Genomic DNA, 25,761 nt, shown 5'->3' with positions numbered 1-25,761 from the left:
AACTACCTACGGATGAGTAAGCCTCTTGATTACAGCGCGCGGGAAGTATTCATCTACGTCCCCTCCAAGAGCCTGTACTTCCTTGAGCAGAGATGAGGAAAGATGCGTGTATCGCGTATCAGCCTGAAGGAAGACCGTTTCCACACCTGTGAGATGCCGATTCATCGTGGCCATGGGAATCTCATAGGCGTAGTCAACAGTGCTACGCAATCCCTTGACGATTGCTTCCGCTCCCTGCTCCTTGCAGAAATCAGCTAGCAGGCCCTGGCCCATCGGCACAGCGGAAACCCCACGCAGTCCACCGACAGTTTCTTCTACCATGGCGACTCGTTCGTCTTCGCTGAAGCGATACTTCTTGGAGTAATTCGTGGACACTGCCACGATCACCTCATCAAAAAGGCTCGCCGCGCGCGCAATGATTTCGACGTGTCCATTATGAATTGGGTCAAAAGAACCCGGGCATACCGCTCTTCGCATGAACTGAATCTATCAAGAACTCATGTCAAATTAGCGATCTGATGTGAATGTCTCGTAAAGATTCCATGACTTAATGCCCTTGTTCCTATGTACAAGACGATAATGGACTCATGAGCATTGAATTCACTCCATGGCAGCGAACCGCATATGGTGCCAACCTCCTAGATTCCACAGGCCAGCCTGGAGTGACGGTCTTTGAAGAAATCACCGCATTAGCGAATCATCACAAGGCCATCAATCTAGGCCAGGGGTTCCCTGATTCCGAGGGTCCACCAGAAATCAAGCAAATTGCCATGGACGCAATACAAGATGGCGCTAACCAATATGCACCAGGTTCAGGGACGCTGAACCTCCGCGAAGCTATCGCTGCGCATCAGGAGCGGTTCTATTCGCTGAAGCTTGACCCACAGACTGAGGTCGTCGTTTCCACTGGCGCAACTGAAGCCATCGCTGCTTCCCTGCTGGCTTTCCTGGAACCTGGCGATGAAGTTGTGACCTTTGAGCCTTATTACGATTCCTATGCAGCCATGATTGGGTTGACCAACGCTGTGCATAAGGTCGTTCAGCTCAAGGCTCCGAATTTCGAACCAGATTTGGATGACCTTCGACGTGCGGTCACTGACCAGACGCGGGTAATCCTTGTGAACAATCCCCATAATCCTACTGGCACCGTATTAGATGTATCAGTGCTCCAAGAAATCATTGCCCTGGCACATCAGCACAACTGCATCATCATCTCCGATGAAGTCTATGAACATCTGACTTTCGGTGTGCGACATGTTCCCATCGCGAGCCTGCCCGGTGGATCAGAACGGACCATCACCATTTCTTCAGCGGGCAAGTCTTTCTCCTTTACCGGCTGGAAAGTAGGCTGGGCAACCGGTCCTCGCCAGCTGATTACTGCTGTCCGAACAGTGAAACAGTTCCTGACCTACTCCTCGGGCCCAGCTTTCCAACCGGCAGTAGCGCAAGCCCTGCAACTTCCAGACGCCTTTTTCGAGCGCTTCGCTGCCGATCTCGGACAGTCGGGAGAAATTCTCGCATCAGGCCTGGAAACAGCTGGCATCCCAGTGATTCGCCCAAAGGGGACCTACTTCTTGGTTGCTGATGTACGTGGCTTTGAATTGAATGATGCTGCTGAAGTAGCACGAATGATGCCCGAGCGCCTCGGAGTTGCAGCGATACCGATGTCGGCCTTTGTCCATCCCGGAAACCGAAATGATTACCAGGGCCTGCTGCGCTTCGCCTTCTGCAAAAAGCCTGACGTGATTTCCGATGCGGTTCAGCGATTGCAGCGCCTGCCAGAGGTGCTCTCCAATTGACACGAAAGCCGGCTAAACGGTGGCTTGGTTTCGTCCAGGAACACGCCACGATTTACGACGATGACTTGGTCCCCGGGTCAAAAATACTCGCCATCGGCGACGCGCCCCAGTCGCATGTCAATCTTTCGCATCCGGAAGAAGTCTTCTACGAATATCTCGCGCGCATTGCCAATCATCTGAAGGTCCTGCGCCCAGAAGAGCGTCCAATGAAGATGCTGCATCTCGGCGCAGGCGCCTTGACTCTGGCTCGCTGGGCGAGTGTGGTTTATCCAGCAAGTACTCACGTAGCTATAGACATTGAGCGCGAACTTCTTGATTTCGTTCTCACGCATCTGCCTTTGCCTCAAGGCTGCGATCTATCCCCAATTGTTGCCGATGCAAGGAGCGTGCTTGCCGAACAACTGGTCGATGAAAAATTTGACGTTATCGTATTGGATATCTTCTCTGGGCCGGACGCACCTGAACACCTCACCACCGACGGCTACTATGCAGAACTCAGGAATTCGTTGGCCAATGACGGATTGCTGTTCGTGAACATTGGCGATGATCCTCCCTTGGATTTCACCTGTTCTCAAATTCAGGCAGCAGGTTCCAGCTTTGAATTCGTGATGCTGAGTTCAAGTCCGGAAATGTTTACCAAGCGCTTCCCTGGGAACTTGATATTGACAGCGTCCCGCCAACGATTCCGGGACGATCAAATACTCGAATGCCAGGCAGCGGGGCCATACCCGTCAGAGGTTCGCCATTCGATGGATCTAGATGGGTTCTGCAAACCATAGGTGCGTTTCGCCGTATTTCTTGTCGGCGAACTTCTCCATGGCGCTCGGCCATGTTGGTTCTGGTGAACGACCGGAACGCTCGACGATCACGGTGGCATCTTCAGCTAGGATTCTGGATATCTTCTCGAGCGTGACAGCTAGTTCTTCTTCAGTCAGCGGGTAAGGAGGATCCAGCAAGACCACGTCAAAGGTCTTGCTGGGCACTCCCGAAACCGCGTTGTAATACCCATCGAGGACGCTATCAACACTCCCGCGCTGAACCGTAACGGTATCGGTCTTCAGAACCTTATTCACCATTGCCGCATTTTGCTGGCAAACAGAGACCGCTTTGGGCGCCTTTTCTACCAGAACAACCCGCCGCGCCCCGCGGCTGGCTGTCTCGACGCCTAGCGACCCTGATCCTGCAAAGAGATCCAGTACTCGTGCGCCAGAGAGGATATCCCAGCTTTCCAAACGGGAGAAGAGAGCCTCTTTGACCCGGTCCGTTGTAGGGCGTGTTGCATCACCAGGTACGGACTTCAGTGGACGCCCGCCAGCGGCTCCAGCGATTATTCGGCTCATTGCCTAGATCTACCTTCAATCAGTTCTTATTCAAGTATTCTTTGGTGGATTCATCAAGCCAATTCCCGGCAACCGCCAGGAGTCCGGGGTGTTGACGTCCCCAGTTGCCATCGGCAAGGAGGAGACCCGCATCGGTTCTAGCCCGCTCAATAAGCGAGCGATCCTTGATGATGCTCAGTTCCCGCAACGACGATCGGCTACCCGATTGCTGAACGCCAAGGATATTTCCTTCTTTGCGTTCCGCCAAGTCTGCTTCAGCTAGCTCAAAGCCATCGATTGTTGACTCAATCGTCTTCAATCGTCCTACCGACGGATGGTCCGCGTCCAACCATGTGGTCATGAGGCACGTCCCGGGAAATCCGCCACGGCCTACGCGGCCACGCAGCTGGTGGAGCTGCGAGATGCCAAAGCGCTCAGCGTCCATGATCACCATCAACGTCGCATTATGAACGTCAACACCAACTTCAATGACAGTCGTAGAAATCAGCACGTCAATTTCGCCACGTGCAAAGGAATCCATGGTTTCTTGCTTGTCTGCTGCATCCAGTTGCGAGTGCAACGCTTCGGTACGTATCCCAACAAATTCAGGCATACCACCCAGCAACTCCTGCATGGCTTCGACGCTCATGGTTTGTCCGGCAGAGTCTTCATAGGTCGCTAGGAGTACGCCTTGTTCAGCTGTCGTGTCCGAAATTCTTGGACACACCACATAGACTTGGTGGCCCTTTTCCACTTCCTCAATGATCCTTGAGAACAACCTGTCCCGGAAACCGGTCAGCTGCATGGGCACAATATGCGTTTGGATCGGTGCGCGCCCGGCGGGCAGGCGCTTGATTGTCGACGTGTCCAAATCGCCGAACACGGTCATAGCGACGGTTCTCGGGATCGGCGTAGCGGTCATGACCAGGGTATGCGGAACAGAGCCGGCTGCCTTAGCCCGCAAGGCGTCGCGCTGTTCAACGCCAAAACGATGTTGCTCATCCACCACGACTAGGCCAAGTTCAGCAAATTGCACCTGATCGCCCAGCAGGGCATGCGTACCGATAACCAGTCCTGTTTCGCCGCTGGCAATACCTAATAGGGCTTCACGACGCTGTGCAGTTTTTGCAGAACCTGTCAGGAGCGCGACTCCAGTTCCTTCGCCTTCGCCGAACAATCCGGGTTCTGCAAGGTTGCCAAGCATCTTCTTGATAGACGCATAGTGCTGCGCGGCCAGGACTTCTGTCGGCGCTAGGAGCGCCGCCTGTCCTCCGGCATCGATCACCTGCAAGATGGCGCGAAGCGCGACAATGGTCTTGCCGGAACCTACCTCTCCTTGCAGTAAGCGATGCATCGGATGTGGCTGTGCCAGATCGGCAGAGATTTGTTCTCCGACAAGGAGCTGGTCTTCGGTCAGGGTAAACGGCAGGATGGCATCAAATTTATCGGCCAGTCGTCCTGGCACCTGTGGACGCGCGATAGCTTTCTGCGCTCCCAGCTGGCGACCGCGTTCCCCTAATGCCAGCTGCAGCATGAAGGCTTCTTCAAAGGCAAAGCGCTGTCGAGCCACGTAAGCCTGCTTGATTTCTTTGGGAAAATGTCGATCCAAGAACGCTTGATGGCGTACTGGGTAATGATGGGTGCGTAGCAGTTCTGCTGGAAGAAATTCAGGAAGATTCTGATCTGTGAATTGTTCCATCAACAACGCCATCAAATCCCTGATGCGCTTATTCGGCATCTTCGCCGAAGCCGGATAGATCGGGATAGGGCGCGGATCCGCCTGTGATGCCTCATCCAGGATCGCGTATTCGGGCTGGCTCAGCTGCAGATGGTCTTGGTACCAGCCAACCTTGCCGCTGAACATTGCAATAGTTCCAATATCCAAGTCCGTTCGGGCTTGGTAACCATTGAAGAAGGTCATCTTCAGCTCTTGGCCGCCTGCACTGAGCTCATCGCTAACGGTCACTTCAAAAATGAAACCGCGACGCGAGTGCATCTGCCGCTGGCTAACGTTGACCACCTGGGCTACAACGGTGACGTGCTCGTCAAAGGGAAGCTCTGAAATTGGCGTAAGTTCGCCTACTTCGACATAGCGCCGCGGAAAATGCCAGAGGAACTCCCCCACTGTGCTGTAGCCGAATGCCTTTTCCAGCGCGGTGGCGTTCTTATTACCGAGGAATGTTGAGAGTTCTGCATTCTCAAACGTGGTCAGCGTTGTTTCAGCCATCGTGGGTGCACAGATCGGTGACGCTGATATTCACTGGGTCACCGTATTTCTTGATCAGGTCCAAGGCTTTTTCAGACTCCGGGACATGCACATGTACGCGCCAACGGTAGGTGTCTTCTTCAAGCTGGTTTACCGGGGACATGATCACGGAATTGCCCATGGCATCTAGCTGACCGCGCAGAGTAGCGGCGCCTAATGCATCCAGAGAGACAGTGCACATGACTTCGACGCCGGTTTCAGTGTCATTGTTCAGGTGGACATGCGGATCCTGGACCTGATAGCCATGGAATTTCTCGTAGGACTCAAAATCAGTGGCGTCGCTTCGAATAGCAGCGCAAAGTTCATCGATGATGATCAGCATGCCCACCGCGCCCGCATCTACTACACCGGCTTCAACGAGGGACGGGAGCTCTGTTTCAGTTCCCTTCACTGCCAATCGAGCCGCTTGGCTCATCTGGGTCAATACCGTGTCCAACGCTGCACGGCTCTCTAAATCACACTTCAAGTGAGCAAGGGTCGATCCTGCGGCCAACGCGATGGCGTTGATCACGGAGAGCATGGTGCCTTCGACTGGTTCACTCAGTGCTGACCAGGAGCGCACCTTGGCACGTTCAAGCCCAAGGGCTAGCAGCGGCGCGGTAAGCCGCTCGTAACCGACCCACGGTTCACTCAGGCCGCTGAGGAATACAGCCAACAGGGTTCCAGAGTTGCCGCGCGCCGATTCCATTGACGCGCGCGCGGCAACTTCTAAGAAGCCACCGATGTCGTCGCTTTCCAGTTTACTCACTGCATCGTGACCTGCCCGTGCAGTCAGATACAGGTTACTGCCCGTATCTCCGTCTGCTACCGGGAAAACGTTGATGGCATTGAGCCGGTCAGAATGGTTCCCGAGACTCTTGACACTCCGTGCGAGCCATTCTCTGATGGCACGCACCGAGGTATCGAGTTTTTGGGGAGTCATGGAAAGTTGATCCTTCAGTGGAGTTATCGTGACAGGTCAGTAGTTTCTACGAACTCTGCCATCTTGTCTTCTTGCAGTGCCTTGCCAAACTTCTCAATCACTTCCATATCCGGAATGACAATTGACTGTCCGTCGGCAGAACGTCCCGGACCCTTGTTTGGAAGGGTGAAGAATTCCATATCGCTCGAACGCAGGTTCAGCATGGAGGAAGCGTAAGAGGCAACCTTGCCAGAATCCAGAGTTTCATCAACTGCAATGAACGGTGCAATTTGAGAAACAACTTCAGAGACCTTACCCGGGTTGGTCAGGGTTTCCTTGGACATCAACTGACCAAGCAAAGCCTTGACGAAAAGCTGCTGGTTCTTGACGCGCTCGTAGTCGCTGCCTGGGAAGGACTTGCGTTCACGGACAAATGCCAGTGCCTGTTCACCGTCCAGGGTTTGAACACCCTCTGGGAAGTACATGCCATTAACAATTGACTGCTTGAAGCCTCGCGGGTTATCAACGGTAACTCCGCCCACTGCGTCGGTTAGACCCTTGAATCCTTCGAAATCGACGGACGCGACGTGGTTAATGCGAACGCCAAAGAGCCCCTCAAGGGTTTCGACTGCTTTGGGCACTCCACCGCTGGCAAAAGCACGGTTGATCTTGGCAGTTCCTACGCCCGGAATATCAAGCCAGGTGTCGCGCATGACGGAGGTGACAAACACATTCTCGCGGTCTGCAGGAATATGAACCAGCATCATGGTGTCTGAGCGGCCACCGTTAGGCAGGGTACCAAAGTCTTCGCTGTCCTCATCCGCCTCACGAGTTGCGCGAGTATCGCTTCCGAGCAGCAGGATGTTGACGGCGTCCTTGGACTCGTCATTGACTTCAGGACGAGTTTCTTCCGCGGGGAAGGCATCCGTAATCGTCTGGCTTTCAGAGTCGAAAGTTCTGCCAAGGTTCCAAAGGTAACCGGCGGCAACAAGCGCCGCGACCATGACGAGGGCAAGCACGCTTAAGACGATGGCTCGCCCGCTGCGCTTTTTCTTTTTGCGCGGTCGCGCTGGGTGCTCTTCAAAGGACATTTGCTACCTTTCACAGTTTCAACTCTGTACATCCTATCTTTCAGAGTGCCGATGTAGTCTTATAACGTGTCTAAAATCAGCTTGAAAGCCCGACTGTCACCAAAACTTAACCGAAAACTTGCTCAAACTTCGGCATTGGTGATGAGCGGTACTTTATTACTACCAGTACTTGCAGGCTGCGCATCAGTCGCTTCCGTGGATGCTGCCCCGGACGCAGCCAACCCGCTTTGTGCGGAAATGATGGTTGTCCTGCCCGAAGCCATCGATGATGCCGAGCGTCGTTCAACGACCTCGCAGGCAACCTCGGCCTGGGGCGACCCGTCAAAAGTTGTCTTGCGTTGCGGTGTCGAAGTTCCCGGACCCACTACTGACCCCTGCGTATCCGTGAATGACGTCGACTGGGTAGCGAATGAGGATGAAGAATCAGGTATCTGGACCCTGACTACTTACGGCCGGACGCCGGCGACCGAAGTCGTCTTGGATCCTAACGTCATCCCGTCAAGTACCGTACTAGCCACGCTGTCGGATGCAGCCCAGAAGATCCCGGCTTCCAAAAAGTGCGTCAGTGTTGACAAGTCAGTGAGCTTGTAAGCGGATCGCCTACAAGCAAAACGTGAGGGTGTGTTGATTCTTCAACACACCCTCACCCTTTAACGGCTATTCCCGGATTAGCGCAAACCGATATTCCGGTCGGTAGCCAGCCCAATCAGCTCATCAATAAGTTCACGGTACTCAATTCCCGTTTTGGCCCACATTTGCGGGTACATGCTTGAAGGCGTGAAGCCGGGCATGGTGTTGATTTCATTGATGATCCACTCCCCTTCGGGAGTATAGAAGAAATCAACTCGAGATAGGCCTTCTGCATCAATAGCGTCGAAGGCCTTCACTGCAAGTTCGCGGATCTCGCGAGTGGCTTCTTCGCTCAGATCCGCTGGGCAGCTGAGCTCGGCGGCGGCGCCATCAACATATTTCGCTTCAAAATCATAGAACGTGTGCTCATTATCTGCCACCGCGATTTCGCCTGGCAATGAGGCCCGCGAAGGTTCGCAGCCGCGGCCTTCAAGAACACCGCATTCGATTTCACGGCCGACAATCCCCTGCTCGATGATCACCTTGGGATCTTCAGCACGGGCAATCTCAATAGCGGCACGAAGCCCCGAAGGCTCGTCTACCTTGGTGATGCCTACCGAAGATCCTGCACGTGCCGGCTTGACGAACAACGGGTACTGCAGGTCTTCGCAACGCTTCATGGCAGCTTCGCTGTTGCGCAGCCACTGCTTGTTGGTGATGACTTCGTACGGGCCTACCTTGAAGCCTGCCCCTTCGAAGACAACCTTCATGAAATGCTTGTCCATGCCCATCGCACTGGCTGCAATACCGGAGCCAACGTAAGAAACGCCAGCCATTTCCAGCATGCCCTGAATTGATCCATCCTCGCCAAATGGACCATGAAGCAACGGGAAGACCACGTCGATCTCGCCCAGATCTGCCACCGTGGAGTCCGAGTAGGACAGCAATGATGTCTTCTGCGCGTCGGTGGAAAGATGCACCGGATGATCCACCGAGGAAATTTCTGGCAGCTTGCCAGTATTCAGTGCCCAGCCTTCTGGATCCTCGTCCAGCAGGGTCCAACCGCCGTCGCGGGTGATGCCCACCGGAACAATTTCGAAACGCTCGCGGTCGATAGCGTGCATGACGCCGGCCGCAGTAACGCAGGAAACGGAGTGCTCTGAGGAACGGCCACCGAAGAGCAAGAGGACGCGGAGCTTGCGTTCAGTCATTAGTGACGTTCTCCTTCAGATTTCAATTCACGCGACAACAGGCGTGCAGCCATATTTTCAACGCTCAAGGTGCCCTCCAGGACCATGACCACCGCTTCGGTGATTGGCATTTCCACGTGATGGGCCTGGGACAAGTCGAATACGGCACGTGCTGATTTGATGCCTTCCGCAGTCTGAGACATGCGGTCATTGACCTCTTCCAAGAAGAGCCCCTGGCCAAGCAGGCGTCCTGCGGTGTTGTTGCGGGAGAGCGAGGAAGAACAGGTAGCCACAAGGTCGCCTAGGCCAGAAAGACCTGCCAAGGTGTCCAAACGGCCGCCCAAGGCGAGGACCAAGCGAGTGGTTTCAGCCAAGCCGCGCGTGATGACGGTGGACTTGGTGTTATCGCCCATTCCCATGCCATCGCACATGCCAACGGCAAGGGCGATGATGTTCTTGACGATTCCGCCAAGCTCAACACCCAAGACATCGTCATTCGTGTAGGGACGGAAGTATGCAGCGGAGCACAGTTCAGCAATCCACTGCGCAATATCAGAATCGGTGCAGGCCACGACCGAAGCCGTTGGCTGCTCGCGTGCGATTTCCATTGCCAGGTTTGGTCCGGACAGCACAGCGATCTGCTCTGCAGGCAGCCCGGTGACTTCGGCGATGACCTGGCTCATGCGCAGATCGGTCCCGCGTTCAAGACCCTTCATCAGTGAAAGCAAGACCGCACCGGGTTCAAAGAATTCTTTGAACTTCGCCAATTCCTGGCGCAACGACTGAGCCGGAATCGCCAAGACGACAAGGTCAGCGTCGTTGAGAACGGTCTTCGGATCCGATGATGCCGTGATGTTGGCCGGAAGCTTGGTTTCGCGCAGGTAGCGTGAATTGGTGTGGCGTTCATTGATTTCATTGGCGGCGTCTTCGCGACGGGCCCAAATCTGAACGTCGATGCCCTTGTCTGCAACGGAATCAGCAAGCACCTTGGCGAAGGTTGTCCCCCAGCTGCCAGCGCCCATGACGGCGATTTTGCGTGGTAGCGGCTTAGTCAATGTCAGTCCTCTGGAAGGTGTTGATCAAGGTAATTAGTTATCCGGGGTATCGAAATTGCGGCCAGTCTTCGACTGGCCATGCTTGCTGGGATCCCACCGCGCAGCTGGTGCTTCTTCTTGGCGCAGTTCTGCGGTCAGTGCGGTGATCGCGTCCATGATGCGATCGGTGGCTTCTTGCAGCACTGCCCGAGTCCGCGGGCCATCACGCAAGTCATCAAGATCCACTGGCTGGCCAACTGACACCGTGACGTGCTTTCGCGGGAACGGATACATTTTCTTGGAATAGCGCGGCAACAGTTCCTGGTCGCCCCAGTGAGCCATCGGTACCACTGGTGCGCCAGTCTGCAGGGCCAAACGTGCGGCACCGGTTCGTCCTACCATTGGCCACAGAGCAGGGTCGCGGGTCAGCGTCCCTTCCGGGTAAATGACTATGACCCCGCCAGCGTCCAAGACTTTTCGGGCCGCGGCCAGCGATTCGCCAGCATTGGATGCGCTGCGTGACACCGGAACCTGTCCGGTCTCGCGCAGCATCCATCCGAGCACTGGGATCTTGAACAAGGATTCCTTGGCCAGCCAGCGTGGCAGCCGGCCATTGCTGTAAATAGCATGGCCGACAACCAACGGATCAATCTCGGTCAGGTGATTGGGGCAAAGGATGTACCCGCCCGGAGGGAGGGTTTCGAAGCCCTTCCACGTTTTGCCCATCAAACCGTTCATGGCAGAACGGACAATGCCCGCCAATAGCGAGAAAACCCGTTTAGTCTTAGCAGATTCGCCAGGGGCCAGAATCTTTACCACGAATCGGATCCCCTTTAGTTGCTCAGCTCGACATTTGCGCCCAGGGCCTGCAGCTTCTCCATGAAGTGCTCGTAGCCTCGGTTGATGATCTCAATGCCGGTGACCTTGCTGGTGCCTTCGGCAGCCAGGGCAGCGATCAAATGGGAGAAACCGCCACGAAGATCAGGAACATCGATGTCGGCACCGGTCAGCTTCGCTGGGCCTACTACAACAGCAGAATGCTTGAAGTTACGCTGTCCGAAGCGGCAAGGGGTGGACCCGAGGCAGTCGGTGTGAACCTGGACGGTGGAACCCATGCGAACCAGCGCATCGGTGAATCCGAAGCGGTTCTCATACACAGTCTCGTGAATGACCGATACGCCCTTGGCCTGGGTCAGGGCCACTACCAGCGGCTGCTGCCAGTCAGTCATGAAGCCCGGGTGAACGTCGGTTTCCAGGATCAGCGGATTAAGGTCTCCACCTGGGTGATAGAAGCGAATGCCGTCGGACTTGACGTCGAATTCACCACCGATCTGGCGGTAGACGTGCAGGAAAGCTGTCAAATCACGCTGGGTCGCGTCCTGGACGAAAATGTCGCCCTTGGTGACCAGCGCGGCAGAGGCCCATGATGCGGCTTCGTTGCGGTCAGGCAACGCGGAGTGGTCGAAGCCCGTAAGCTTCTCGACACCCTGGATGCGGATCACGCGGTCGCGGTGCACGGAGATGATGGCGCCCATCTTCTGCAGCAGCGAGATCAGGTCAAGGATTTCTGGCTCAATGGCCGCGTTGCTGACCTCGGTGACACCCTTGGCTCGAACGGCCGAGAGCAGGACCTGTTCGGTGGTGCCGACACTTGGGTATTGCAGTTCAACCTTGGCGCCGGTCAGCCCATTAGCGGCCGAGATGCGGATGCCATCGGCTGCCTTGTCAACGATCGCTCCAAAGTCGCGCAGAACTTCCAGGTGGAAGTCAATCGGACGGTCGCCGATGCGGCAGCCACCCAGATCCGGGATGAACGCTTCGCCCAAGGCGTGGATCAATGGTCCGCAGAAAAGAATAGGGATACGCGAGTCACCGGCATGGGCATCGATCGCCTGGTTCGAGGCGGTCTTGACCTGGGTAGGGTCCATGGTCAGATCGCCGGTTTCAGGGTCCTGGTCAACCTTGACACCGTGGATTTCAAGGAGGCTGCGCACGACAGCTACATCTTTGATCTCCGGTACGTTGCGCAATACCGAAGGGGTATCGCCAAGCAGAGCCGCGACCATGGCTTTTGGCACTAGGTTCTTTGCTCCGCCGACTCGTACGGTGCCCTTGAGCGGGACACCACCATGGATCGTCAGGATCTTACCCATGTATGAATTACCTCATCGCGTAGTCGTTATCGCCCGCCGAAGCTTCTAGGCTTTCGAACTGGCAGGACTAAGTAAGCATACCGCCTCTGTACCTGCCAGTATGCCCAGATCATCTCGTGGCGCACACATTGTGAGCATGCTTTCAGACAGACCTATTCTGCTCTGCCGAAAATCATTCCATTAGGAATGCAATAATCCGCTCACCCCTAACAACGTCAGGGAGGAGCGGACCATTCCAATTACTTTGAACTCGGTGCTTAGCCTGCGGTTCGTGCCGGCAAAGTCTGCGGCTTATGCGCAGGACGCTTGGCTTCGTAGGCGGTGATATCTTCCTCATGCTGCAAGGTCAGACCGATATCGTCCAGGCCTTCCATCAAGCGCCAGCGGGTGTAGTCGTCAATCTGGAACGGTGCCGAGATGGAACCGCACTGGACCGTACGCGATTCCAGGTCAACGGTGACCGTGGTGCCTGGATTGTTCTCCAGTTCCTTCCAGATCAATTCAATGTCGCTCTGGGCCACTTCAGCAGCAACCAGTCCCTGCTTGCCCGAGTTGCCACGGAAAATATCGGCAAAACGAGCGGAGATCACAGCCTTGAATCCGTAGTCCTTCAACGCCCAGACAGCGTGCTCGCGCGAAGAACCGGTGCCGAAGTCGGGACCTGCCACCAGCACGGAGCCGGTATTGAAAGGTTCCTGGTTCAGGATGAAGTTCTCATCCCGTCGCCAACCCGCGAACAACGCATCCTCGAATCCGGTTCGGGTGATGCGCTTGAGGTAAACGGCAGGAATAATCTGGTCCGTGTCCACATTGCTCTGGCGCAGTGGAACACCAATACCGGTGTGGCTGACAATCTTTTCCATGACGGTGATCCTTCCTAGACCGAAGCCGGTGCGTTGACGAGGTCGCTAGGCGACGAGAGGGTTCCACGGATTGCGGTAGCCGCGGCCACCAGTGGCGACACCAGGTGGGTACGTCCGCCCTTGCCCTGACGTCCTTCGAAGTTGCGGTTGGAGGTGGACGCGCAGCGCTCCCCCTCGGCCAACTGATCCGGGTTCATGCCCAGGCACATGGAGCAACCTGCGAAACGCCATTCAGCACCAAAGTCCTTGAAAATCTGGTCCAGGCCTTCTGCTTCGGCTTCCAGTCGAACTCGCGCCGAGCCGGGTACCACGATCATGCGGACATCAGGATCCTTTTCCTTGCCCTTGATGACCTGGGCAGCTGCACGCAGGTCCTCCATGCGGGAGTTGGTGCAGGATCCCAGGAAGACGGTGTCCACGCGGATGTCCTTCAGCGGAGTGCCGCCGGTCAGACCCATGTAGTTCAAAGCACGCTCGCAGGCCTTGCGGTCATTCTCGTCTTCGAAGTCTTCCGGAGAAGGCACATTCTCAGACAGCGAGACACCCTGGCCGGGGTTGGTGCCCCAGGTGACAAATGGTTCAAGTTCATCTGCATTCAAGAAGACTTCAGCGTCGAAGCGCGCGCCTTCATCGGTGTGCAGCTGCTTCCAGTCCTCGACAGCGGCGTCCCAGTCTTCGCCTGCCGGTGCATGCGGGCGTCCCTTGACGTATTCGAAGGTGGTCTCGTCCGGAGCGATCATGCCGGCGCGGGCGCCAGCCTCGATGGACATGTTGCAGATGGTCATGCGGGCATCCATAGACAGCGAGCGAATCGCAGAACCACGGTACTCCAGCACGTATCCCTGGCCGCCACCGGTACCGATCTTGGCGATGACCGCCAAGATGATGTCCTTGGAGGTAACACCAGGCTTCAAGGTGCCTTCGACGTTAATCGCCATGGTCTTGAACGGCTTCAGGCTCAGCGACTGGGTGGCCATGACATGCTCGACTTCCGAGGTGCCGATACCCAAAGCCAGGGCTCCGAAGGCGCCATGGGTCGAGGTATGCGAATCACCGCAGACCACAGTCATGCCTGGCTGGGTCAGACCCAGCTGCGGACCTACCACGTGAACGATGCCCTGTTCCTTGTCGCCCAAGGAGTGCAGGCGAACACCGAATTCCTTGCAGTTATCCCGCAGGGTGTGGATCTGGGTGCGGCTGGTCAGGTCGGCAATGGGCTTGTCAATATCCAGCGTGGGAGTGTTGTGGTCTTCGGTCGCAATCGTCAGGTCCGGACGACGCAGCGGACGGCCAGCCAGGCGCAGGCCCTCGAAGGCCTGCGGCGAGGTCACCTCGTGCAGCAGGTGGAGATCAATGTAGATCAAATCCGGCTGGCGGGCTTCACCTTCGCCTTCTCCTCGGCGCACAACATGTGCATTCCAGACTTTTTCTGCCAATGTCTGGGGCGACTGCATGGCGGACATGCGACACACTCCTCAAGCTACGAACATTTGATACTCCAACTTTGACACTTCATAGATCGACTTTTCCAGTATGCGGACTTGAATCTCAAATACTGAGACGTGATACTGGAACTATGACAACAGGCAGCGGCGTAGGCGTACTGGACAAGGCAGCAGCCATTCTCAACGCATTGGAGAATGGTCCCACTTCCCTGTCCCAGCTGGTAGAACTCACCGAAATCTCGCGTCCTACGGTGCACCGCATTGCCCAATCGCTGGTGCACCATGGATTGGTGGGACGCGACATGCACGGCCGCTTTGAGTTGGGGAACCGTCTGGTGGAACTCGCCAGCGCCGCTGGCGAAGACCGATTGGTCAGCGCCGCGGGCCCCGTGCTCATCAAGCTTCGCGACCTCACCGGTGAAAGCACGCAGATTTTCCGCAAGCAGGGCGATTACCGTGTGTGCATCGCCAGTGCCGAGCGTCCAATCGGCCTGCGTGACACCATTCCTGTTGGAACCCAGCTGTCCATGAAAGCCGGCTCGGCAGCCCAGATTCTGCTCGCCTGGGAAGACAATGAACGCATGGTCGATGGATTGCATCACGCGCGCTTCACGCCGACAATTCTGGCTGGCGTCCGTCGGCGTGGCTGGGCCCAGTCGCTGGGAGAACGCGAGCCAGGTGTTGCTTCCGTATCAGCACCAGTTCGCGGGCAGTCCGGACGAGTCATTGCGGCCCTGTCCTTATCCGGCCCGATTGAACGGCTCACGCGCCAGCCAGGGAAGATTCACCACGAAGCCGTGACTAGTGCCGCCCACGAGCTTTCCGAACTGCTGCGCATCCAGAATGACCGCGCGTAGCCAGCTCATGAAGCACGTTCGGAACAGCTAGCCGAAGTGGTCAAAGCCTGCCTCAGGCTTTGCGACCTTGCCATCAAGTTTCACCACTGCGCGGCGGCCATGAGCCGGCTTGGCAGCACCAATTACAGTGAATTCCTCTGGGATTTCAATTCCCTCTGGGAAGGCAGCAAGGAGTCCAAAATCTTCGCCGCCGTACAATACCCACGACATCGGATCGGTGCCGGTCAGTTCTGAGGCGGCTTCCAAGCGAACAGCATAATCCTGCAGCGCGGAAGACTCTAACTCGAGATTCACATGGCTGGCTTTGGCCAAGCGTCCAGCGTCACGGATCAGCCCATCAGATATGTCCATCATGGCTGTAGCACCAGCTTCCGCGGCACGCGGGCCGGATTCCAACGGTGGCACGGGACGGCACTGCGCCTGGACCAGCCGGCGCACTGCCCGGCTCCAGCCTTGTTCGTTGCGATCATGCTCAAGGACCGAAAGCCCTGCCCCAGCAGCACCGACACGTCCTGCCACGGCAATGCGGTCGCCAACTTGGACTCCGCTCCTCAGGACCTTGCCATGCTCGCATTCGCCCAGAACGGTAGTGGTAACGGAAATTTCTTGGGACTTCCCGAGGTCTCCCCCCAGAATGGTAAGTTCCTGTGCGCCAAGTCCCTGTATAGCCTCGGCAACGCCGCGGCTGAAGTCCCTGACCCATTCCAAGGAAGTATCCTTCGGCAGGGACAAAGAAATCACGGCGCCAGTAGCGTGACCGCCCATTGCATTAATGTCCGAAACATTCTGTGCAATGGATTTCCACCCGATGTCATAGGCTCTGTGCTCTAGCCCGCTGGGCCAGATCAACCGAAAATCTTGATTCTCAACCAGGGTATCCACGGAGACGAGAACTTCCGTTCCGCGCACGCGCAGCGCACCTGCGTCGTCGCCGGGCCCGAGACTTGCTTGTTCTGAATCAAGCAGCGGCAACATCGCGTCCAGGATGCCTTGTTCCCCAAGGTCACCTACCGTTGCATCGACGTTTGGTTGGTTTGTAGTCACAGAGTTCTAATCGGCTTTCTTGGCTGCTGAGGTGATCAATGCAGAATAACTATTGAAGGTGTCCAAATGCTGGTCAACAGGATCAATCACGGCCTGCCTGACCAAGTGGGATACCGAGCGTTCAATGTTCTTCAACGCTTTCCTACGCTTAACTTTAGCGACTATTCGGTTGACAAACGAGCAAGCCAAGCCAAGGACAATACCCAGCAGTATTCCTATGAAAACCAGCAGCGTCGGGACGGCGATTCCTTCGACCCGGGGAGCCTGTGGCAGGTCGAATTGGAAGTATCCAGCCACCGGATAGCCCGCGAGCCACAAGGCTCCGCCCAGGGCAGCAACAAGGGCGACCCATTGGATGACTTTCACTACCGGCCACCACCACGATGACCGTTCAACGCCCAGCGGTGTCCCGGCTATAGCCGCATCGATGCCGTCATCTAGTACCTCCGTATTCGCGTGCACCTTTTCACGCAGTGGTTCTTTCCAGCTTTCCGGAAGATCATTGGAAGCCTCGGAAACATACTGGTCGATGCCATGTTCGATAGCCGCAGTCTCCGCGACAGAAAGCTCTGGCCGCGAAGTCAAGGACAATTCAGGGTCTTCATGCTGGCGCCCGAGATTCATCCGCTTCAGCGGATCGTTGCGCAGCTTCACCAGCCACGTGGTCAAAGGCCATCCTGTTCGCGAAGCACCCCGAAGCAGGTAGGAGGTCTCCACTGCATCAGCAATGTACTGGGCGCCGTGCGCTTTTGCGATCACACACTCCAGCTCTGCTTGGTGCAGCTGGCTAGGCAGGCGCACCTTTTCCACCTGGAGTTCCTCACTTAGGCGGTGGATGACTTGATCAACGTCTGCGCGGAGCCGACGCGTGGAAAGTGCCTTGTTTTTCGCCGCGGCCGCAATCTTGGCATGCACATCTGCGACCCCTTCACCCGTGGCAGCAGAGGCGCAAACGATGGGAAGGTTCTCCAAGCCGGACGTTGCCAAGATGCCGCGCAAGGAATCGACGACTTGCTTGCGTTCTTGTTCTGCAATCTTGTCGATCTGGTTCAGGACGATCAGCAGGTTCCCCTGCTGGCTGCGCAGGGAATTGAGATATCCATGGTGGATTGACGCGTCGGCGTATTTCTGCGGATCAAGCACCCATACCAGATAATCCACTTGGCCCACCAAGCGAGCCGCAATCTTGTGGTGGTCCACTGCCGTGGAATCCATGTCGGGTAGGTCCAACAGCAAGAGACCGGAGTCGAACTTCTTTTTCTTACCAGGTTGCGCCCGGCTGTCCTGATCGCCCATGACATGGCGAGTAGTCACTACCAGCCAGTCCAGTAACTCGCTTGATCCCTCTGGCTCCCAGATTGCAGCGACAGTATCAGTAGTAGTCGGGCGGATGACACCCGTGGCCGCCAACTCCTGCCCTACCAAAGCGTTGAACATCGTTGATTTTCCGCTGCCGGTGGCACCGAAAAGTCCGACAACCACATGTTCGGATGAAAGCTGGCGCCGAGATTCAGCACGCGTGATAATGTCCGCGGCTAGATCGATGGTTTCTGGTTCCAGATATGGTTCTGCAAGCTGCATCGCTTCCACGATGCTGTTGATTTGCGAGTTGAGACCGCTGACTGCTCTGAGAATCTTGCGCTCGGACATTAGTGAGCCCCTTTGCTGCTCAAGGCTGAGGTAATCTTGCCCAATCGATCGGCAAGCTCCGGCTGCGATTTTGCAGCTAGCTCGTCCAGGTAGATCGACGAGGTCCTATCCAGTAGATCCCGTGCCCGGGTGTCAAGCATCTTGCGGGCTTTGGTGGCCATGCGACGTACCGCATCCTCGCCAAAAATTGCTTCCAGCAGTTTCTGCCCTACCAATGCGGAGCCGCCGGCAATACCGATTTCCAGACCGGTGAGGCCCGCTGTTGACGCAAAGACCACGACCATCAGGATGACCGCCACCCCGTTGACTCCAAATGCCGCCATGCGGGCCGTCTTGCGCTTCCCGGCGCCCTCCTGCCGAATCATGTCCAAGACATCTTTTTGCCAAAGCCGGATGCTTTCCGAAGCTTGCTCATTGAGATCCTGTGGCGGGCGCGGCGATTGCAGATTAGAGCGGAGCGCTTGGCCAAATGGCGTGTTCTTCCACGATCTGTCAACGTCATGGCAGGCCTTGGTTGCCTCGGCCATGAAGACCATGTGCAGGCCTGATTCGATGGCTTGTTCAACACGATGGGTCACTGGCGGCTTTCCAGTCAGGAAAGCGCCAACACGATCCCTCATCCGTCCAATGGCGCCTTCGATTCCGCGCAGCAGCTCGCCCGCTCCTACGAAGTCCTGCCACCGGGCCAGGATTTCGCCACGCAGCAATGAGCCGTCATTGAGCGAATCGTTAATTCTGGCCAACGATTGCTCAAAGCGCTCATTGGTAAGGGCACGCAATTCACCGAGCTGTTTCTCCTGCTCTTGCAGTTCAGCGATTAACTCACTGACATCTGCGGTGGTGCGCCGCAACGCGCCATCAAGTGTTTGTGCCGCAATCTGCTGCCGTTTAGCGGAATCTGCTGCCAGTGAGTTCAGCCACGCGAGCAAGGGTTCCACGTGCTCACTTGGAATCAATTTCTGGTCATCCAGCTGCGTCTCGTTCAGGACATGCAGCAACGACGGATCCAGGTCCTTCTCGCTTAACAGGCGTTTCAAATCCGGAACAATATCGTCTTCGGCTCCCGGTGGCACCCTGTTCAAGACGACGCAGACGGTAATTTTCCGTGCGCCGGCTTCGGTGAGCATATCCCAAGGAAGAGCGTCGGCGTATCTATTGGCTGTGGTGACAAAAATCCACAGATCTGCTGCGTTCAGAAGCTGGCCCGCCAATTCCCTGTTCTCGTCGGAAACCGAGTCGATATCCGGGGCATCGAGGATGGCCAAACCTCGTGGAACCTGCTCACGAGGCGTCATCAACAGCGCATGGTTACTGGCTGCTCCGGCATCTGCATTGAAGCCACGGCCAGCTACGCGTTTAAGTTCGGGAAGAATCCGTTCAGATTCAAAGAAGGATTGGTCAACAGGGTTGAAAGCCAAGACCGGAGTCCGCGTGGTCGGACGCACAGCGCCGGAGAGACTGACGGGTTCCCTCAGGAGGGAATTGACCAGAGTCGATTTGCCCGAGCCCGTGGAGCCACCGACGACCACCAGTAGCGGTGCGCCGAGATTCGAAACTCGTGGAATCAGGTAGTCCGAGATTTGATGCAATGCCTTGTTGCGCAGTTCTTCGAAGGCAGAGGCTTCTCGTGGCTGGCCATTTACAAAGGAAAGCTCTTCGAGCAGCTCCTGGAGCTCGCTCAAACGCGCCGCGGAATCACTGCCAATTTCGGTTTGCGAGGCAGTTTCCTGCCCTGAGCTCTTAGCCAGATCTGAATTCGACTCCATGAGAACTATCTTGCCTCATGCCAACAGGGAAACCCGCGAGCCTGATGCAGATTTTGTCCGGGAAACGCAAAAACCGCGGAATTCTCCGCGGTTTTACTGTGGTGACCCCAACGGGATTCGAACCCGTGTTGCCGCCGTGAGAGGGCGGAGTACTAGGCCGCTATACGATGGGGCCGTATGCTGAAGATAAATCTTCAGCTCACCAAATCTCTTTGGTGAAGCGCTGGGATACCAGGACTCGAACCTAGAATGACGGAACCAGAAACCGTTGTGTTGCCAATTACACCATATCCCACTGTGACTTGGCCTTTCCGGAATTCAGCTGAGCGTCATTCCGGTCACTGCCGTAGCACGAGATAAAACTATACCGGCCTAAAGTTCAGTACACAAATCGAGCCTCGCGACCGGTATTCCACGCAGAATCCGCGGAAAATCAGCAAAGAACAGCTGTCAGAGATCCGAAAACCTCCACTAGCCAACCAGAGAAATTCTTGTGAAGTGAGGCACTGTCCGTGAGAAAATACTGGAGTCCCGCGTCAACGGCACATTGATAGCCGCCAACAGGGTCATCCCCTATGTAAAGCGCCTGCGCCGGCAGACCCTCTAGTTCAGCGTACCGGCCAAGGAACGGGACAAAAATGGGGTTTAGGAACACCGGCGGTATCGTATCCAGCGATCCAAGGCGTATAAACGTATCCGCGTGACGCGGTTAATCCTGCCAAACTCCACGCACGCAGGAACCGCACTTCTCGCTGCCCCATGAACTTAAGCCCGCCTGCCATGTACCTCTCCCGGGCATAAGCACCATCATCCGCAAGACCTGCCGCAATTCCGGCCAGTCACTCAGGATACAGATGCGCCAGCTCCGGCTCCGACATGGACGAGAAACCGCGGATTGCGGGCGTTTGCAAATCTACGCGCGCGCCATCAAACTCAAAGCGAACGCCTCGGACAGAACCAGTCACAGGACTGGAACCATCCGAGGCGTTCAACGTGCTTCTCAGCGGGCATTCGGCGAATAGCTAGCGGGACTCGCCAAATGCGCGCAAACGCTTGAGGCTCGACTCGCGTCCAAGAATTTCCATGGACTCGAAGAGCGGTGGAGATACGCGCTTTCCGGAGATAGCAACACGGGCTGGACCGAATGCCTGACGAGGCTTCAGTTCCAGTTCGTCCACAAGCTTCGTGCGCAGTGCTGCCTGGATGGATTCGGCGTTCCATTCGGTAAGGGTTTCGAGGCCCTGGACGGTAGCATCGACAACCTCAACCAGGTTTGCCGGCATTCCCTTGAGCGCTTTCTCGTCGATGACAATTTCGTCATCAGACTTGAAGAGGAATTCAAGCATGTCGGTCGCTTCACCCAACAGGGCAATACGTTCCTGTACCAGTGGTGCAGCCTGGTCCAGGATGACGTTTTCACGTTCAGTCAGCTCTTCGCCCACCAGGCCAGCGGCCTTCAGGTAAGGAACCAAACGATCACGGAAATCCTGTGGTTCGAGCATGCGCACGTGGGTTCCGTTGATTGCTTCTGCCTTCTTCACATCGAAGCGGGCAGGATTGGACAGCACATCTGCTACGTCAAAGGCTTCTACCAGCTGTTCACGCGAGAAGATATCTTCATCAGCACTCAGCGACCAGCCAAGCAGCGCGAGATAGTTCAGCAGTCCTTCCGGGATGAAACCATTGTCGCGGTGCAGGAATACGCTGGATTCTGGATCACGCTTGGATAGCTTCTTGTTGCCCTGTCCCATAACGTAGGGCAGGTGGCCAAAGCGCGGCATGTACTGGGCAACGCCGATATCGTGCAGCAACGCATACAAGACGACCTGGCGTGGAGTCGAGGACAACAGATCTTCGCCACGAAGTACGTGGGTAATGCCCATCAGCGCATCATCGATTGGGTTGACCAGGGTGTATAGCGGCTTGCCGTTGGCGCGCACCACCACATAGTCGGGAACGGATCCAGCCTTGAAGGTGATCTCGCCACGTACCAGGTCATTGAAGGTAATGTCGTGATCCGGCATGCGAACACGCAATACCGGTTCACGACCCTCGGCCTTGAACGCGGATTTCTGCTCATCGGTCAGTTCGCGGTCGAAGTTGTCGTAGCCCAGCTTCGGGTCACGGCCGGCTGCCTTGTGGCGTGCTTCAACTTCTTCTGGGGTCGAGTAGGACTCGTACAGATGGCCTGCAGCACGAAGCTTGGCAATGACGTCCTCGTAGATGCCACCACGCTGCGACTGGCGGTATGGCTCATGCGGACCGCCCGCGTTGACGCCCTCGTCCCAATCGATACCCAACCATGCCAGAGCATCCAAAAGCTGGTTGTAGCTTTCTTCGGAGTCACGCTTAGCATCGGTGTCTTCGATGCGGAAGACCATTTTGCCGCCGGTGTGACGCGCGTAGGCCCAGTTGAAAAGGGCAGTACGGATCAAACCTACGTGAGGGGTACCAGTTGGGGATGGGCAAAAACGAACGCGTACCGGGGTATCTTCGGTAACAACGGGAATCAACGAAAGATCAGTCATGATGTTTTCATTCTATGCCTTCCTCAAAGAAACTTGCAGTTAAAGCGCGAGGCTCCCGATCACATTAGCGATCGAAAGCCTCACAACATCAGTGATGGTTCCTAGCGACGGAAGACGGTTCGCAATGAACCGATACCTTCGACTTCCACTTCTACAACGTCGCCTGCATTTACTAGGCCGACACCCGCAGGGGTCCCAGTCATGATGACATCGCCTGGCAGCAAGGTGAAAGCTTCGGAAGCACGAGCAACCAATTCGTTGACTGGCCAGATCATGTCGTTGGTAGTTCCATCTTGGCGAACCTCTCCATTGACGCGGCTGATAATTCCCAGATCATCCGGGTCGGGAATCTCGGTCTCAATCCACGGGCCCAGCGGGCAGGAACCATCAAAGCCCTTGGCACGAGCCCACTGCGGATCGGTGCGCTGAGCATCGCGGGCGGTCAGGTCGTTTGCTACGGTGTAGCCGAAGATAACGTCCTGCGCCTTGTCGGCTGGAACATCCTTGCAAATACGGCCGATCACCACGGCAAGTTCGCCTTCGAAGGAAACTTCATTTGAAAACGCCGGCAGGGTGACGGGGTCTCCATGGCCGACTACGGAAGTATTCGGCTTCAAGAACATCAGCGGCTCAGCAGGAACTTCATTTCCAAGTTCCTTGGCGTGCTCGCGGTACGTGCGGCCAAAGCCCACGACCTTTGAGCGAGGGATTATCGGGGCTACCAACCGAACATCATCCAAGGAGTGCGTAGCACCAGTGGTCTTGATCCCCTGGAAAAATGGATCTCCAGCCAAAACATGAATATCGTTACCGTCGACGACGCCGTACAGCGGGTCGCTATCTACTACAAATCGTGCAATGCGCATGAATACAAGCCTAAACTATGACTCTTGCAGTTCAACGCTTGGCTATTCCCTCAACCAGTTCTCAAGACAGGCCTGGTTCGCTAGGTTTCAAGTCCAGCTCCGCGAGAGTCGAGGCCCCCAATACACCATACACCCTTCCGTCGGGTAACGACGTAAGACGGCTTCCTAAGCTGTACTCGCTATCCTTGCTACCTATGGTCGCAGTAGTTCTGTCATCAAAATCAACTACTGTTGTGGTTCCAGATGAACTGTGGACGAGCCTGTGACCAGCCGCAATCGCGATATCTGCGTTAGCCCATCCGGCACGTCGATATTTGTTTTTAGTCCCGCTCAGGTCATGCTTTTTGAGCAGTGCTCCATCCAAGGGATCAATGATATTAATACCTTCGATGTCAGCGATCACCAGCATTCCACCGAGCAATTTTGGGGAGTACAGAGCCCCAGTGTCATGAACTGGAGTCTTAACCCAAATTAATTCCTTGGCTTCAATATCGAATTTAAACACCTTAGCCAGCCCTTCTGTATCGGCAATTCCGTACCCATTCCGTACCGACGTCGTCCCATACAGATATTGCTCATCTGCGACCAACCCAATGATTGATTGACCGCCGATGAACCCCTCACCATCACCGTCAAGAACCCAGGAGATTTTGTCGCTTTGCAGAGAAATCCTGCCAATAACTCCGCCAGAGCGACCGTAGTCAGGAACCGTGCCAAAGAAGACGTCCGTGCTATTCGCTGCCCAACCAAACGGACGTGACTGTCGGTACTTCCTCGACAGACGTTCCAAGAGTTGATATGAGTCATCTGCGTCACGATTTGCTAGGTCGATTTTCACGATATCAGCATGCCCATATGATCCTAGATAAAGCTTTGATGGCTCAGCCTCGATCATTTGTTCAATTTGCTGCACAGCGCTTTGATCGGCGGGAGAGGTCCAGCGATCGCCGGCATCCACATTGATCGAAGCTATCCCACGGCCCATAAACGCGCCTACGTAGACTTCGCCTGAGGACGTGCCCAACAATGATTGAATAGCAAAGCTCCCACGTTCAAGCTCTACCTCGACCAATGGAGCTGGAACCATCGTAGTGACATCAATCTTTGTTAATCGGACCCCAGACGAGGTGCCTTGAACAAGAAGTACCTTGCCTTCGCGAGCGAGTAATGCGTCAAATCCTCCAGCTGGGATGGGGCCGAGTTCTACGTCTTTGAGTGTGCGAACATTGGTTTCGTACAGTGATCCGTCTGTCACAGTATAAAAAACCGAATGCAGCCCCGAATCAACGCGGTTTGAAGCAATTCTTTGCGACCAAACACGACGAAGCTTACGAATCGGCTTGTGAGAGGTGCGATCAAAAACAAGCTGTTCCGACAAGCCACTTACGCTAACAATGATTCTAGAACCGAATACATGCAAACTACTGATGAATCCAGTATCTTTCTCAATGGGCAGATTTATTTCGGTGATTTCCTCAACGTCAATGGCCGGAAACACAAAAAGTCTAGGTTCTTGCGAGCCCGTACCAACCCAGACATTGTCTTCATCATCGATCGCAATCTTTCGCGCGTATTCCGTGTCTTCGGAAAGCAAACCCGTGGTTTCAATAGAATTATTCTTGATATCGAGTCCGAATACTGCGCCAGCGGGGAAGCTTCCAACCCATGCCTTCCCCGTAGAATCCAAGGTCATGCCATACAGATATTCAACTTCATCAATAGTTAGAACTTTCCGAAGCTCAGTTGGATTCGCGGCTTCCCACATATAGACATGGTTTGCGCTACTTAGCAAGATGTGTCGTGCCACTGGATCCCACGCCAATGAGCCTACTCCACCACTATGACCGGTGGGGATATCAAGAACATGAACCGGGGCACCTTGTTCCGGGTCAATGATTTGCAGTTGGTTCGCTACACCAGAGATAGTAATGGCGAACCACGAACGAGCGGAATCATCGTATTCAGGTAATTCTAAAACGTCATCCAGCTTCGTTACGGGAAAAGCGTTTTCATGTTTTCGTAGTACTCCCCGAGTATTTCCCGCGTGTTCAAGGTCGCTTAAAAGATCAATTTCCTGGTTCTTCCACGCAACTCCATGCTCATGAACACTGGGCATCGCGTTTCTGGATGATAGGAATGTGCCCTCGTCGACTTCAGTTGCATCACTAATCGTCGCAGCGGCAGCGAAAACCGTCGCCAAGAAGGCTCTACGAGAAATCGTCCGTGCTGAATTTGCTGAACTTTCCGACAACCTATGTCCTCAACTCAGCGACGGCCTCTCAGCCTTACACGGAGTGGATCGCAATCCAAATAACCGTCGCTCAAATATCGTCTCTGGTGATGCTTGAAACTCATTTCCATACACTGAAGACACTAATGGCGCACCTTCGTTTAAAGCAAAACGATCTCCGACTGCACC

At 55.5% G+C, this 25,761-nt stretch carries 21 protein-coding genes and 2 tRNA genes; 4 read left to right on the top strand and 19 right to left on the bottom strand.

Annotated elements, in window-relative coordinates; all coding sequences use genetic code 11:
* Window positions 1-6 precede the first annotated feature (6 nt).
* Window positions 7-477 (bottom strand): pantetheine-phosphate adenylyltransferase, encoded by a 471-nt coding sequence (coaD, locus tag ACIQTS_RS08980; RefSeq protein ID WP_105661166.1) that lies wholly within the window; start codon window positions 475-477, stop codon window positions 7-9.
* 110 nt (window positions 478-587) lie between these two features.
* On the opposite strand from coaD, the gene ACIQTS_RS08975 reads away from it, so the two are divergent.
* On the top strand, window positions 588-1,799 hold the full coding sequence (locus ACIQTS_RS08975; protein WP_402472822.1) for an aminotransferase class I/II-fold pyridoxal phosphate-dependent enzyme: 1,212 nt from the start codon (window positions 588-590) through the stop codon (window positions 1,797-1,799).
* Window positions 1,796-2,578 carry a spermidine synthase gene (locus tag ACIQTS_RS08970; protein ID WP_402472819.1) on the top strand — a complete coding sequence of 261 codons (783 nt, stop codon included), beginning with the start codon at window positions 1,796-1,798 and terminating at the stop codon, window positions 2,576-2,578. The genes ACIQTS_RS08975 and ACIQTS_RS08970 overlap by 4 nt, the downstream gene beginning before the upstream one ends.
* On the opposite strand, the gene rsmD is transcribed toward ACIQTS_RS08970, so the two are convergent.
* From rsmD to ACIQTS_RS08950, 4 genes are read right to left on the bottom strand one after another with little or no spacing between them, the layout of a single operon-like run.
* Entirely contained in the window at window positions 2,555-3,139 is a 585-nt protein-coding gene (rsmD, locus tag ACIQTS_RS08965) for a 16S rRNA (guanine(966)-N(2))-methyltransferase RsmD (RefSeq protein ID WP_402472817.1), read from the bottom strand. The genes ACIQTS_RS08970 and rsmD overlap by 24 nt on opposite strands.
* Window positions 3,140-3,158: 19 nt before the next feature.
* Window positions 3,159-5,345, bottom strand: coding sequence for an ATP-dependent DNA helicase RecG (locus tag ACIQTS_RS08960; RefSeq protein ID WP_402472814.1), 2,187 nt, complete (start codon window positions 5,343-5,345; stop codon window positions 3,159-3,161).
* Window positions 5,338-6,306 carry a DAK2 domain-containing protein gene (locus tag ACIQTS_RS08955; protein WP_105659158.1) on the bottom strand — a complete coding sequence of 323 codons (969 nt, stop codon included), beginning with the start codon at window positions 6,304-6,306 and terminating at the stop codon, window positions 5,338-5,340. The genes ACIQTS_RS08960 and ACIQTS_RS08955 overlap by 8 nt, the downstream gene beginning before the upstream one ends.
* A 23-nt stretch (window positions 6,307-6,329) precedes the next feature.
* Entirely contained in the window at window positions 6,330-7,376 is a 1,047-nt protein-coding gene (locus ACIQTS_RS08950; RefSeq protein WP_402472811.1) for an LCP family protein, read from the bottom strand.
* 141 nt (window positions 7,377-7,517) lie between these two features.
* Here ACIQTS_RS08950 and ACIQTS_RS08945 point away from each other — a divergent pair, with 141 nt between their 5' ends.
* On the top strand, window positions 7,518-7,967 hold the full coding sequence (locus ACIQTS_RS08945) for a DUF3515 domain-containing protein (protein ID WP_105659156.1): 450 nt from the start codon (window positions 7,518-7,520) through the stop codon (window positions 7,965-7,967).
* A gap of 77 nt (window positions 7,968-8,044) precedes the next feature.
* Here the strand turns inward: ACIQTS_RS08945 and ACIQTS_RS08940 are convergent, their stop codons facing one another.
* From ACIQTS_RS08940 to leuC, 6 genes are all read right to left on the bottom strand, one after another.
* Window positions 8,045-9,157: a D-alanine--D-alanine ligase family protein gene (locus tag ACIQTS_RS08940; protein ID WP_105659155.1), complete on the bottom strand. Its 1,113-nt coding sequence runs from the start codon at window positions 9,155-9,157 to the stop codon at window positions 8,045-8,047.
* Window positions 9,157-10,191, bottom strand: a complete 1,035-nt coding sequence (locus ACIQTS_RS08935) for an NAD(P)H-dependent glycerol-3-phosphate dehydrogenase (RefSeq protein ID WP_402472809.1) — start codon at window positions 10,189-10,191, stop codon at window positions 9,157-9,159. Before ACIQTS_RS08935 ends, ACIQTS_RS08940 begins: the two co-directional genes overlap by 1 nt.
* 33 nt (window positions 10,192-10,224) lie before the next feature.
* Window positions 10,225-10,908, bottom strand: coding sequence for a 1-acyl-sn-glycerol-3-phosphate acyltransferase (locus tag ACIQTS_RS08930; protein ID WP_105661158.1), 684 nt, complete (start codon window positions 10,906-10,908; stop codon window positions 10,225-10,227).
* Window positions 10,909-11,003: 95 nt separating this feature from the next.
* The gene (murA, locus tag ACIQTS_RS08925; RefSeq protein WP_402472807.1) at window positions 11,004-12,323 is read right to left on the bottom strand and encodes a UDP-N-acetylglucosamine 1-carboxyvinyltransferase; all 1,320 of its coding nucleotides are present in this window, start codon (window positions 12,321-12,323) and stop codon (window positions 11,004-11,006) included.
* 257 nt (window positions 12,324-12,580) lie between these two features.
* Window positions 12,581-13,186, bottom strand: a complete 606-nt coding sequence (leuD, locus tag ACIQTS_RS08920; protein ID WP_013348787.1) for a 3-isopropylmalate dehydratase small subunit — start codon at window positions 13,184-13,186, stop codon at window positions 12,581-12,583.
* Window positions 13,187-13,200: 14 nt separating this feature from the next.
* On the bottom strand, window positions 13,201-14,640 hold the full coding sequence (gene leuC, locus ACIQTS_RS08915) for a 3-isopropylmalate dehydratase large subunit (protein WP_041649644.1): 1,440 nt from the start codon (window positions 14,638-14,640) through the stop codon (window positions 13,201-13,203).
* Window positions 14,641-14,762: 122 nt separating this feature from the next.
* Here leuC and ACIQTS_RS08910 point away from each other — a divergent pair, with 122 nt between their 5' ends.
* Window positions 14,763-15,488, top strand: coding sequence for an IclR family transcriptional regulator (locus ACIQTS_RS08910; RefSeq protein WP_105659150.1), 726 nt, complete (start codon window positions 14,763-14,765; stop codon window positions 15,486-15,488).
* Between the two features lie 27 nt (window positions 15,489-15,515).
* Here the strand turns inward: ACIQTS_RS08910 and thiL are convergent, their stop codons facing one another.
* From thiL to ACIQTS_RS08870, 8 genes are all read right to left on the bottom strand, one after another.
* Window positions 15,516-16,532 carry a thiamine-phosphate kinase gene (gene thiL, locus ACIQTS_RS08905; protein WP_402472804.1) on the bottom strand — a complete coding sequence of 339 codons (1,017 nt, stop codon included), beginning with the start codon at window positions 16,530-16,532 and terminating at the stop codon, window positions 15,516-15,518.
* Window positions 16,533-16,538: 6 nt separating this feature from the next.
* Window positions 16,539-18,182, bottom strand: a complete 1,644-nt coding sequence (locus ACIQTS_RS08900) for a GTPase (RefSeq protein ID WP_402472802.1) — start codon at window positions 18,180-18,182, stop codon at window positions 16,539-16,541.
* Window positions 18,182-19,948, bottom strand: a complete 1,767-nt coding sequence (locus ACIQTS_RS08895; protein ID WP_402472799.1) for a dynamin family protein — start codon at window positions 19,946-19,948, stop codon at window positions 18,182-18,184. The genes ACIQTS_RS08900 and ACIQTS_RS08895 overlap by 1 nt, the downstream gene beginning before the upstream one ends.
* Before the next feature lie 99 nt (window positions 19,949-20,047).
* Window positions 20,048-20,123, bottom strand: a tRNA-Glu gene (locus ACIQTS_RS08890).
* Between the two features lie 48 nt (window positions 20,124-20,171).
* Window positions 20,172-20,243: transfer RNA gene (locus ACIQTS_RS08885), tRNA-Gln, on the bottom strand.
* Window positions 20,244-20,970: 727 nt separating this feature from the next.
* Complete coding sequence (gene gltX, locus ACIQTS_RS08880) at window positions 20,971-22,476, bottom strand: glutamate--tRNA ligase (protein ID WP_402472796.1); 1,506 nt, start codon at window positions 22,474-22,476, stop codon at window positions 20,971-20,973.
* 101 nt (window positions 22,477-22,577) lie between these two features.
* On the bottom strand, window positions 22,578-23,342 hold the full coding sequence (locus ACIQTS_RS08875) for a fumarylacetoacetate hydrolase family protein (protein ID WP_134780362.1): 765 nt from the start codon (window positions 23,340-23,342) through the stop codon (window positions 22,578-22,580).
* Between the two features lie 61 nt (window positions 23,343-23,403).
* A complete protein-coding gene (locus ACIQTS_RS08870; RefSeq protein WP_402472794.1) occupies window positions 23,404-25,593 on the bottom strand; it encodes a hypothetical protein in 2,190 nt (729 codons plus the stop codon).
* Window positions 25,594-25,761: the final 168 nt, after the last annotated feature.

It is taken from the genome of Glutamicibacter sp. NPDC090743, from assembly GCF_044769125.1.
Lineage (GTDB): Bacteria > Actinomycetota > Actinomycetes > Actinomycetales > Micrococcaceae > Glutamicibacter.
This window is presented reverse-complemented; position numbering and strand designations above follow the sequence as displayed.